We start from the raw sequence: 11,142 nt of genomic DNA, 5'->3' as shown, positions 1-11,142 counted from the left end.
GGGTTCATCCGCCTCAGCGGCGGCGCCGGCCTCGGTCGCGACGACTGTCGTAGCGACCGCTGCGGGCGCGTTGGCAAGCAGGTCGCGAACGCGGACCGCGTCGACGCGTTCCACGGTGGAGTGTGCGCTGCGAATCCGGCCGTCGAGCTCAGTCAGCGCGTCGAGTACCTGGCGGCTGGTCGTCCCCAGCACCCGGGCCAGGGAGTGCACCCTGAGCCGATCTGGCAGCTCCTCGTGCTGCGACGAGTCTTCCGGAACCTGTGAAGATGGGCCACCGTCTATCACGTATTCTCCTCAAGCCCCCGGGCGCGTCCTTTCGACGCGGCCACGCGAGGGCTTCGCTATGGGCCCGGGTCACTTTTCCCGGGCTTGTGATGGTCTTGCTCCAAGCGGTTCGGGACGAACGCACTCAGTGCCGGTCTGAATGATGGCTGGACGGTCGGCGCCGCATCGCGGATGGCGGTGGTCGCCCTTGTCGAAGTCTTCATTCGGGCGTCGGAAGCCGGTCCGGCGACGTTCACCCGGTTACCAGTATCCCATATCGATGTGCCGGGTCGGACCAAGTGCGCCGACCCGTTACTAAGCCTTGCCGAACCAGAGCGCGATCTCGCGCTCTGCCGACTCCGGCGAATCGGAGCCGTGGACCAGGTTGAACTGCGTTTCAAGGCCGAAATCGCCGCGGATGCTGCCGGGCGCCGCCTTCTCCACCGGGTCGGTCCCACCCGCTAATTGCCGGACTGCCGTAATCGCCCGCGGACCCTCGACAATCGCCGCGACCAGCGGCGATGACGTGATGAACTCCACCAGGGAATCGAAGAACGGCTTGCCGTCGTGCTCGGCGTAGTGACTACGCGCCAGCTTGTCGCTGACGATCCGCATTTCCAGCGCCGCGATGGTCAGGCCTTTGCGCTCGATGCGGCTGAGGATCTCGCCCACCAGGCGCCGCTCGACCCCATCGGGCTTGACTAACAGAAGCGTCCGCTCAGTCATCAGCGCCACTCTCCCCCGCAAGCGGGCGGTACCCCCACCTCATCGTGTCGCCCCCCTCGCCGCCGCGCGGCTGGAGGTACCCCCACTGCATCGTCGTCGGCGCGGTCACGGCGCACAGCGTACCGAACCGATCCGGCGGGCCCAGCGCGGTGGATCAGTCCGGTGGCCCGTCTTGACCTGGGAGCAACCCGAGCCGCTCCCGCCGCAGCACTTCAGAGCGGACATAGAGGATCAGCGCCCACACCGCGGCGAACAGCAGGCCGATGAAACCCACGCCCGGGTACACGGCAAAGCCTGCGATCGGTATCAGCTGCACCGCCAGGTCCGCCCAGATGGCCCACGACCGGCCCTGCAAGCCGGCCAGGAGGATCAGCACCGCCGCCAATCCCAACAGGTACGTCAGAGTGACCGCACTCAGCCCGCCGCCGACCGCGGCTACCACCGGCAGCGCCAGCAACACCACGATCGCCTCCAGGATCAGCGTGCCGGCCGTGACACCCCGAAAGCTTTTCCACGGGTCGGGCTTCGACGCTCCGGGCGGTGGGGCGGGCGCTCGATCATGGCGCCGCTCCTCGAACCCGGCGCCGCTGGCTTCATCGTCATCGGCGCTCACGAGGGATCACGACCGAACAACGAGCGCGCGGCGCCCGCGGTGACCACCGAACCGGTGATGACGATGCCCGTTCCAGAAAAGGCCTCGTGCTCGGCGTCGGCCTCGTCGACCAGCGCGGTGGCGGTATCGATGGCATCGCGCAGGCTTTCGGCGGTGACCACCCGATCGGGTCCGAAGTACTGCTGGGCGACCAACGCCAGCGTCTCCACGTCCAACGCTCTCGGTGATCCGTTGTGGGTGACCACGATTCGATCGAATACCGGCTCGAGTGCGGCCAGGATTCCGCCGACGTCCTTATCGCCCATCACGCTGACCACGCCGACCAGGAATCGGAAATCGAACTCTTCAGCCAGCGTCTGCGCCAGCGCCGCGGCGCCCGCCGGGTTGTGCGCGGCGTCGATGAATACCGTTGGTGTACTGCGCATCCGCTCCAACCGGCCGGGGCTGCTCGTGGCGGCGAATCCGGCCCTGATGGCATCGATGTCGAGTTGACGCTGCGCACCGGCACCGAAGAACGCCTCGACGGCAGCCAACGCGATAGCGGCGTTGTGCGCCTGATGTTCGCCGTGCAGTGGGAGAAAGATCTCGGAGTACACCCCACCCAGGCCCTGCAGTTCCAGCATCTGTCCGCCGATTGCCACCTGGCGGCTCAACACCGCGAACTCCGAATCTTCGCGTGCGACAGCGGCATCAGCCTGGACGGTTTGCGCCAGCAGAACCTCCATCGCCTCCGGTACCTGACGGCCGATGACCGCCACCGTGTCCGGCGCCCCGTCTTCGGCCTTGCGAATGATGCCGGCCTTCTCACCGGCGATGCCGGCGATGTCGTCGCCGAGGTACTCGACGTGGTCGACGCTGATCGGCGTGATCACCGCGACCGGCGCGTCGATCACATTGGTGGCGTCCCAACGTCCGCCCAGACCGACCTCGATGACTCCCACGTCGATCGGGGCATCGGCGAACGCGGCGAATGCCATCGCGGTGAGGACCTCGAACTTGCTCATCGCCGGGCCACCGCTGTCCTGCGACTGCTGGTCGATCATCTGCACGAACGGCTCGAGTTCGGCGTAGGTCGCCACGTATGTCGCTGGGCTGATCGGCTTTCCGTCGATCGCGATACGTTCGACCGCCGACTGCAGGTGCGGGCTGGTGGTGCGCCCGGTGCGCCGCTGCAGAGCGGTAAGCAGCGCATCGACCATCCGCGCCACCGAGGTTTTGCCGTTGGTTCCGGCGATGTGGATCGACGGGTAGCTGCGTTGCGGTGAGCCGAGCAGATCCATCAGCGCCGCGATGCGGGCCAGGCTGGGCTCGATCTTGGTTTCCGGCCAACGCTGGTCGAGTAAGTGCTCGACCTGTAGCAGTGCCGCGATCTCATCCGGGGTGGGAACGACCTCGGTTGGTTCTGCGTCGTAGGGATCCAATGTCACTGCAGCCCGGCCAGCCTGGCCGTGATCCGGTCAGCTTCGTCGCGCGCTACCCGTTGACGCTCCCGTTGCTTGTCGACGACAGCTTCCGGGGCCTTGGCCATGAAGTCCGCATTACCCAATTTTTCTGTGGTCGAGGCTAATTCCTTGTGCGCGGCGGCCAGGTCCTTCTCCAGGCGGCGACGCTCGGCGGCCACGTCGATGGTGCCCGAGGTGTCGAGTTCGACGGCGACCGTGCCGCCCTTGAGCCCGACCTCCAGAGACGCCGAAGGGCTGAAATCCTGACCCGGCTCGGTCAACCACGCCAATGACGAAACGGCACCGATCTGGGTGCTCAGGTCGGCGGTGTCGATGCCCGACAGCCGCGCCGACACCTTCTGCCGATCGGCCACGCCCTGATCGCTACGGAACCGGCGAATCTCGGTCACCAATTTCTGCATATCGGTGATCCGTTGCGCGGCAACGCTGTTCAGCGCGATCCCGGAGGTTTGCGGCCATTCGGCGATCACGACGGACTCCCCGCCAGTCAGGTTTTTCCACAACGTCTCCGTGACGAACGGGATCACCGGGTGCAGCAACCGCAGCAGCGTGTCCAGCGCGGCAGCCAGCACGGCGGTGGTGTGCGAGAGCCCGTCGGCAACCTGCGTCTTGGCCAGCTCGAGGTACCAATCGCAGAACTCGTCCCAGGTGAAGTGGTACAGCGATTCACACGCGCGGCTGAACTCGTAGCCGTCGAAGGCCGAATCGACTTCGGCGCGAACCTCTTCCAGTCGACCCAGGATCCAGCGATCGGCGTCGGTGAGCTCGTCGAGACCCGGCAGCGGTGCCGGCGCGGCACCGTTCATCAACGCGAATCGGGTGGCGTTGAACAGCTTGGTGACGAAGTTGCGCGACGCCCGGACATCGTCCTCGCCGACGCTCAGATCGCTGCCGGGACTAGAGCCGCGAGCCAGGGTGAATCGCAAAGCGTCCGCACCGTAGTCCTCCAGCCAGTCCAGCGGATCGATGACATTGCCCTTGGACTTGCTCATCTTTCGGCCGGACTCGTCACGGATCAACCCGTGCAGAAAGACGTCGGTGAACGGCACCTGTGGGCCTCGGGCACCGTCCATGGTGATGGCGTCGTCGCCGCCGACGAACGTCCCGAACATCATCATCCGGGCCACCCAGAAGAACAGAATGTCGTAGCCGGTAACCAGAACGCTTGTCGGATAGAACTTTTTCAGGTCCGGCGTCTGGTCGGGCCAGCCCAGGGTGGAGAACGGCCACAGCGCCGAGGAGAACCAGGTGTCCAGGACGTCGGGATCCTGCTCCCAACCGTCGGGCGGTGTCTCGTCCGGACCCACGCATATCTGCTGACCGTCCGGCCCATACCAGATCGGAATTCGGTGGCCCCACCACAGTTGGCGTGAGATGCACCAGTCGTGCATGTCATCGACCCAGGCGAACCAGCGCGGTTCGAGCCTGGCGGGGTGAATCACGGTGTCGCCGTTGCGCACCGCGTCGCCGGCGGCCTTGGCCAGCGATTCGACTCGCACCCACCACTGCAGCGACAGCCGTGGTTCGATCGGCTCACCGCTGCGCTCCGAGTGCCCGACGCTGTGCAGGTAGGGCCGCTTCTCGGCGACGATCCTGCCCTGGACCGCCAAGGCTTCGCGCACCGCGACACGGGCGTCGAATCGGTCCATGCCGTCGAATTGTGTTCCGGTGTCGGCGATCCGACCTTTCGTGTCCATGATCGACGGCATGGGGAGTTGGTGACGCAGCCCGATCTCGAAGTCGTTCGGGTCATGCGCCGGGGTGACTTTGACTGCGCCGGTACCGAATTCAGGGTCGACGTGATCGTCGGCGACGATGATGATCTGGCGGTCCAGGAACGGGTGCGCCAGTGTCGAGCCGACCAGTCCTCGGTAGCGTTCGTCGTCGGGGTGCACCGCGATCGCCGTGTCACCCAGCATCGTCTCCACCCGGGTGGTGGCCACCACGATGTGCGGCTCGGAGTCGTCGAGCGAACCGTAGCGGAACGACACCAGTTCGCCTTCGACGTCCTCGTAACGGACCTCGAGATCCGATATCGCCGTTTCCAGCACCGGCGACCAGTTGACCAGGCGCTCGGCCCGATAGATCAGGCCGCCGTCATAGAGGCGTTTGAAGATCGTGCGCACCGCCCGCGACAGCCCGTCGTCCATGGTGAAGCGTTCGCGGTTCCAGTCCACCCCGTCGCCGAGGCGGCGCATCTGACCGCCGATGGCGCCGCCCGATTCGCGCTTCCAATCCCAGACCTTGTCGATGAACAGCGTGCGGCCGAAATCCTCTTTGGTCTTGCCGTCGACAGCAAGCTGCTTCTCCACGACGCTCTGGGTGGCGATGCCCGCGTGGTCCATGCCCGGCTGCCACAGCACCTCGTAACCCTGCATGCGCTTGCGGCGGGTCAGGGCATCCATCATGGTGTGCTCGAGCGCGTGACCCATGTGCAGGCTGCCGGTCACGTTGGGCGGTGGCAGCACGATCGAATAGCCGGGTTTGGTGCTGGCCGGATCGGCGGCGAAATAACCAGCATCCACCCAGCGCTGATATGTCGCGCTTTCGGCCGCGCCCGGATCCCACGCTTTGGGCAGGTCTTCAGCCCGCGTGTCAGCGGCGCGTTCTGGGCTTGCGGTCACCCTTCAAGTCTAGAAAGCGCCGCCACCGGTTAAGAACACCGCCCATGCCGGGCGGCGCCGACTGCTACTTCTTGCCGCCGAGCAATCCGCCGAGAATGTCGCCCGCCTTCGAGCCGAGAGCGTTGCCCAGCACGGTGCCCAGCGACTTGTTGCCGCCGGCCATTCCGCCGAGGATGCTGCCCAGCACGTCGTTGAGTGCGCCTCCGGATGACGCCTCTTCCTTGGCCGGTTCGCTCTTTTGGCCGAGCTGCTTTCCGACGTAGGCCAAAACGATCGGCGCCAGAATCGGCAGCAGTTGCTTGAGCAGGTTGCTGTTGCCGCCGCCTCCGCCGGCCAGCGCACTGGCGACCTGGGCGGCGTCATTGCCGCCGAAGATTCTCGCGATCGCCTGCTGGCCTTCGTCCTGGTCGACCTGGTCGACATTCACGCCGCCGTCGAGCAAGCCGGCGTGGCTGTCGGCCGCGGACTCGATCTTGCTGGCGTGCTCGGGATCCTGTGCGTTTTCCGACAGGCCGCCGACCAGCACCGGTACCAGCAACTGGACCGCCTTGTTCACCTCGGCTTCGTCGACGCCGATCTTGCTTGCAATGTCACTTGTGGGAATCTGAGACAGGAGATCTTCAAGGCCGGCCATGGACCCGTCCACCTAACGTCGCTGGGATGCTTTGGTTCAGTGTTGACACTAGCTCAGCTGATCTTGTCCTCACAGGGTTCTCTACAGAGCAGATCGAGCGCCGGCCTTGCCGTCAGCGGTGCATCAACCGGGCCGTCTGCAGCGAGACATCCGCGGCAGGGAATCGCGTCAGTAGCGCGTCGCCCATTGCGGCCGCCGGGGTCAGCACGCCGCGCAGTTCCGAGAGCGCGTCGCGATCCATCGCCAGCGCCAGACCGCTCTCGCCCAGCAGTACGGAGGTCGCCTTGTAGCCCGGGTCGCCGCGTTGAGCCATGGTGGCCACATAGCGGGCGCCAGAAGTTGTCGTCGTGTACGTCTCGGCCTTGTAGAAGCCACGCTCGCGGACGGCGTCACTGGGCCCGGTGCCGGGTTTGGGCAGCACACGCTCCACCAGTCGGCGTGGCAGCAGCCGGAAGTAGCGGCTGCCCAGTGCCGTCATCGTGTTGCCGACCCCGTTGATGACGGCGGAGGTCACCGGCGCGACAGCCGAGGACCCCACACTCATGTGTTCGCTGTACTTGAACCTTCTGCCGTAGGCCCAGTCTTGTAATGCGTTGCTACGCCGAACAATTCGTGTGTTGGACGGTGCCATCATAAACCCGGCGGTCCACAGGCCGGTCAGCTCCGGGGCGATCTGCCGACCGCGGCGCCGACGCAGGTCGGGCTGCGCGCCGAGTTCGGGTTCCGCGTCGCGGTCGGGGCTCAGCGTGTAGGGATCGGCGAATTGCCGACGCACGTCGGCATCCCTCGACACCGCGTCGAACACTTCCACGCCTGAGGCGATCGTGCCCCCGGAGAACCCGCCGGAGAATGAGCGAACGACGAAGTCGGTGTTGGCTAGCTCGCCGCTGCCGTCTTCGCGGGCCCGGCGATACAGCGCGTACACGGTGAGATCCGAAGGGATGGAGTCGAATCCGCACGCGTGCACGATACGCGCGCCGGTGTCCTGAGCCTGCTTGTGATACAGGTCGATGCTGTCGCGGACGAATGGCGGCTCGCCGGTCAGGTCGGCGTAGTCGGTGCCCGCGGCTGCGCAGGCGGCAACCAACGGCAGACCGTAGCGGCTGTACGGACCGACCGTGGTGATGACGACCTGCGTCCGGGCGGCCATCTCGTCCAGCGTTGACGGCGACGACGCATCCGCGGTCAACACCTGCCAGGACTGCGCTGATTCGCCGAGTGTTTCGCGGACCGCCAGCAGACGATCGGGCGAGCGGCCGGCCAGCGCGATCCGCGCGTTCCCGCCGGCCCGGGCCAGGTATTCAGCGGTCAACTTGCCCACGAAGCCGGTTGCCCCGTACAAGACGATGTCGAATTCGCGCGTTGCAGTCACGGGCGCGACGCTACTCCGAGTACCTCTGGCATTTCGGCGCTCTCCCCCAGCACGTGTTCGGCCAGGAAAGCGAGCACCACCTGGTACCAGATCTTGGCGTGTTGCGGCGCAAGGACCCAGTGGTCCTCGGACGGGAAATACAGGAATCGGTGCGGACTACTGCCGTCTTCGCCGGCCGGCAGCGCCGAGGAGGCCAACAGCTCGTACCAGAGCCGCAGGCCTTCACCGATCGGCACGCGGTAGTCCTTGTCGCCGTGGATCACCAGCATCGGCGTGCTGATCCGGTCGACGAAATGGTGTGGCGAGTTGGCGGCGGTCATCTCCGGCGTCATCTCCCGGCGCCAGTAGTAGGCGTGATCGGTTGTCGGACTGAATTGGTCCAGCGCCCACAGGCTCGCGTGGGTCACGATCGCGGCGAAACGGTTGGTGTGACCGGCGATCCAGTTGGCCATGTAGCCGCCGAACGAGCCGCCCATCGCCGCGATCCGGGTCGCATCGATGCGCGAATGGGCACAGGCCGCGTCGGTCGCTGCCATCAAGTCGTCGAATGGCGATCCGCCCCATGCACCCCAGCCCCGCTGGATGAAGTCTTGACCGTAGCCGGTCGACAGTGCGGGATCGGGCAGCAGCACCGCGTAGCCGCTGGCGGCCATCAGCCATGGATTCCATCGCCAGGCCCAGTCGTTCCAGCTGCCCAGCGGGCCACCGTGCACCCACAACACCAGCGGGGCCGGCGCATGACCTTCGGGCAGCACCAACCAGGACCGCACCCTTGTGCCGTCTGCGACGGTCGTGGTGACCTCGGTCAATGTTCCTGGCAGGCTTGGCAAGTCGATGCATGGCAGCACGGTGACAACGCCACCGGGATCGATTCGCACCGGATGTGGCGGCGCCGCATAAGAACTGCGCAACGCAAACAGCGCACCACCCGGCGCTGCGATGACGTCGGTGTAGGCGAAGTCGTCGTCGGTGAGCTGGGTGACCGTCGATGTGGACAGTTCCACGGCGAAGATCGGTGCGCGTCCGTTCTGGTCGGCGGTGACGATCAATGACGCCCCATCTCTCGACCACGTCAGCGAGGACGGCCTTCGATCCCACACTTCGGCAACCGATCTCGGTTGGTCGCCGAATCGCAAATATTGCAGCGTCATTCGCGGAGCGCGGTGTGGGGTGGAGATGGTTTCCCGACTGAACGCTATCGCTGACCCGTCGGGTGAGATTGCGGGGCGTTGCAATTCGGCGTCCGGATCGTCAGCGATCACGCGGCGTTCCCCGGAGGCCAGGTCGACCCGCAGCAGCACCGAGCGCTCGGTCGCCTCGGGCCCTGTCACCCGCCATGTCGTCACCAGGAATCGGCCGTCGGCGCTGATGTCGAATGTGGCGTCATCGAATCCGGCTTCGCGCAGCGCCTCGCCGGGCTGTGGCGTGAGATCGCGCAGGTCGGTCGCGTCGAACAGATGCGGTTCGTCCGGGCCAATGTCGTGGTTCCAGAAGCGAACTGGATAACCGGAGTGCAGGATCGCGCTGACGTTGTTGGCCTCACGCAGACCGCGGAGCCGTCGGTCATCTTCGATGTCACGGGCGGAAGCCAACTGCGGCGCGCCGATCACGGTGGCGTCGGCGCCACGGGCGGTGCGGACAAGGCTTACACCACCGGGCATGCTCAGCACCTCGACAGCCTCGCCGCCGCCGGCGGACAGCCGCCACAACGAAGCCGGTGGTTTGTCGGCGCCGTCGGCGTCCTCGGCAGTGGGCCGCGAGGACACGAACAACAGGTCGCCGTCGACGGTGAACGCGGGTGCGGAGTCTCCGTTCGGACCACGGGTGAGTCGGTGGGCGGGCTTTTCGCCGGTCGGGTCGACTTCCCAGACGGCGCTGACATAGTCGGTGCGCTTGTCGTTGAGTTCGGCCACCGTGGTCACGACGCGCGACCCATCCGCCGATACGGCTAGGCCCGAAACCCGCGGCAAAGCCAGGTAATCGTCAAGGTTGTCGAATGCCGTTGCGGTCATGAGTCGTTGGTAACACAGCCCGACTCGGGCCGGGGGTAAGCGCCAGGCAGCCTGCTGAGTTTGATTTTCAAACTCACCGCTGACATGCTGGTCGGCATGCCCGAAATCACGCTGGCCGACCTGCCGGGACGGCCGTGCCCCATCGCAGCCGCGCTGGACGTGGTCGGGGAACGTTGGGCATTGCTGATCGTCCGCGAGTTGGCACTGGGCAACAGCCGCTTCCAGGACATCGTTCGTGGCACCGGCGCGCCGCGGGACCGGGTGGCGGCCCGGATCAAGGCGCTGGACGAGGCCGGAGCGATCCGGCGCGTCCCTTATCAAACGTCGCCGCCGCGATTCGACTACCAGCTCACCGACTCCGGCCGTGCACTGCTACCGGTTTTGGATGCGCTGCTGGCCTGGGGACTCGACCATGCGGTCCCACCGAACGACCCGGACCGCGACCGGGCAAAGAACCAGCAGCAAGCAGGAAGGGTGCGATGACGACAGCGGGCAAAGACGCGGCAGCAAACGGGGAAGCGGACTGGGGCCGGCAACAGTCCCGGACGGTCACCTGGCACGACCCCGCTCCAACCGTTGCGCGCGGCCTGTCGATGCCCGGGATCGACTACCTCAAGGCGATGGTCGCCCGCGAGCTTCCACCACCCCCGATGGCCATGCTGATGCAGTTTGATCTCGTTGACGTCGAGCCCGGCAAGGTCGTGTTCACGTGCGAACCCGACGCGTCGATGTACAACCCCAACGGCGCGGTCCACGGCGGCCTGGTGTGCACAGTCCTCGATTCGGTAGCCGGACTGGCGCTGCACAGCACACTGCCCGCCGGTAAGGGATACACGTCCATCGAGATCAAGGTGAACTACTTGAAGCCGGTGCGCCTGGATTCGGGCCCGTTGAGCGCCACCGGGACGGTGGTGAAGTCGGGTGCGCGTGTCGGGTTCACCGAGGGCGTGGTCACCGATGCGTCGGGCAAGGTCGTGGCGACCGCGACCAGCACCCTGCTGATATTCGACCTCTGAACCCCGAGCCGCTGAAAGCGGTGGCGGGCCTGAGCCCGACCACCGCTTTCAGTTTGTAATGCTTGGTCAGCCGCGACGGCCGCAGACCGGCCATGCGCCGATGCCCTGCGAGTGCAGCACGTTCTCGGCTACCCGGATCTGCTCCTCACGGCTGGCGCCGTTCGGGGAGCCCGAGCCACCGTTGGACCGCCAGGTGCTGGACGTGAACTGCAGACCGCCGGCGTAGCCGTTACCAGTGCTGATGCCCCAGTTGCCACCCGACTCGCAAGCAGCGATCGCGTCCCAGTTGACGCTGTAAGCCTTCTTCACGGGCGTCGGAGCCTGCTCCGGGGCCGGTGCGTCGTTGGCGGGCGCAGGCGCCTCAGGCGCAGGCGCGGCTTCCGGAGCGGGAGGCGCGGGCGGAGCCTCGGGTGCCGGC

At 66.3% G+C, this 11,142-nt stretch carries 11 protein-coding genes and 1 pseudogene; 2 read left to right on the top strand and 10 right to left on the bottom strand.

Features of this window, described 5'->3' with window-relative positions; genetic code table 11:
- The 9 genes and pseudogenes from WAN02_RS33285 to WAN02_RS33245 form a co-directional block, all read right to left on the bottom strand.
- Positions 1-285 (bottom strand): hypothetical protein (locus tag WAN02_RS33285; protein WP_422269613.1); only part of this gene is annotated, 285 nt, incomplete at its 3' end.
- A gap of 294 nt (positions 286-579) precedes the next feature.
- Positions 580-990, bottom strand: a complete 411-nt coding sequence (gene ndk / locus WAN02_RS33280) for a nucleoside-diphosphate kinase (protein WP_422269614.1) — start codon at positions 988-990, stop codon at positions 580-582.
- 1 nt (position 991) lies between these two features.
- Positions 992-1,106: pseudogene (locus WAN02_RS33275) on the bottom strand (hypothetical protein); the annotation flags it as partial.
- A 38-nt stretch (positions 1,107-1,144) separates the two neighbouring features.
- Complete coding sequence (locus WAN02_RS33270; protein ID WP_422269612.1) at positions 1,145-1,603, bottom strand: DUF4233 domain-containing protein; 459 nt, start codon at positions 1,601-1,603, stop codon at positions 1,145-1,147.
- Positions 1,600-3,030 (bottom strand): bifunctional tetrahydrofolate synthase/dihydrofolate synthase, encoded by a 1,431-nt coding sequence (gene folC, locus WAN02_RS33265; protein ID WP_422269611.1) that lies wholly within the window; start codon positions 3,028-3,030, stop codon positions 1,600-1,602. The genes WAN02_RS33270 and folC overlap by 4 nt, the downstream gene beginning before the upstream one ends.
- The gene (locus WAN02_RS33260; protein WP_422269610.1) at positions 3,027-5,690 is read right to left on the bottom strand and encodes a valine--tRNA ligase; all 2,664 of its coding nucleotides are present in this window, start codon (positions 5,688-5,690) and stop codon (positions 3,027-3,029) included. Before WAN02_RS33260 ends, folC begins: the two co-directional genes overlap by 4 nt.
- Positions 5,691-5,754: 64 nt before the next feature.
- Positions 5,755-6,324 (bottom strand): DUF937 domain-containing protein, encoded by a 570-nt coding sequence (locus WAN02_RS33255; RefSeq protein ID WP_422269609.1) that lies wholly within the window; start codon positions 6,322-6,324, stop codon positions 5,755-5,757.
- Positions 6,325-6,436: 112 nt separating this feature from the next.
- Entirely contained in the window at positions 6,437-7,696 is a 1,260-nt protein-coding gene (locus WAN02_RS33250; protein WP_422269608.1) for a saccharopine dehydrogenase family protein, read from the bottom strand.
- Complete coding sequence (locus WAN02_RS33245; protein WP_422269607.1) at positions 7,693-9,708, bottom strand: alpha/beta fold hydrolase; 2,016 nt, start codon at positions 9,706-9,708, stop codon at positions 7,693-7,695. Before WAN02_RS33245 ends, WAN02_RS33250 begins: the two co-directional genes overlap by 4 nt.
- Before the next feature lie 60 nt (positions 9,709-9,768).
- Here WAN02_RS33245 and WAN02_RS33240 point away from each other — a divergent pair, with 60 nt between their 5' ends.
- Both WAN02_RS33240 and WAN02_RS33235 read left to right on the top strand, forming a co-directional pair.
- Positions 9,769-10,191 (top strand): winged helix-turn-helix transcriptional regulator, encoded by a 423-nt coding sequence (locus WAN02_RS33240; RefSeq protein ID WP_422269606.1) that lies wholly within the window; start codon positions 9,769-9,771, stop codon positions 10,189-10,191.
- Positions 10,188-10,724, top strand: a complete 537-nt coding sequence (locus WAN02_RS33235; protein WP_422269605.1) for a PaaI family thioesterase — start codon at positions 10,188-10,190, stop codon at positions 10,722-10,724. Before WAN02_RS33240 ends, WAN02_RS33235 begins: the two co-directional genes overlap by 4 nt.
- 66 nt (positions 10,725-10,790) lie before the next feature.
- On the opposite strand, the gene WAN02_RS33230 is transcribed toward WAN02_RS33235, so the two are convergent.
- The coding region (locus tag WAN02_RS33230; RefSeq protein WP_422269604.1) for a transglycosylase family protein at positions 10,791-11,142 on the bottom strand (352 nt) is incomplete at its 5' end.

Source organism: Mycobacterium sp., from assembly GCF_049281135.1.
Classification (GTDB): Bacteria; Actinomycetota; Actinomycetes; order Mycobacteriales; family Mycobacteriaceae; genus Mycobacterium.
This window is presented reverse-complemented; position numbering and strand designations above follow the sequence as displayed.

Excerpts from the sequence above, each read along its gene's own strand:
- ndk (WP_422269614.1), bottom strand. The coding sequence starts at position 990 with ATGACTGAGCGGACGCTTCTGTTAGTCAAGCCCGATGGGGTCGAGCGG.
- WAN02_RS33255 (WP_422269609.1), bottom strand. The coding sequence starts at position 6,324 with ATGGCCGGCCTTGAAGATCTCCTGTCTCAGATTCCCACAAGTGACATT.
- WAN02_RS33245 (WP_422269607.1), bottom strand. The coding sequence starts at position 9,708 with ATGACCGCAACGGCATTCGACAACCTTGACGATTACCTGGCTTTGCCG.
- WAN02_RS33235 (WP_422269605.1), top strand. The coding sequence starts at position 10,188 with ATGACGACAGCGGGCAAAGACGCGGCAGCAAACGGGGAAGCGGACTGG.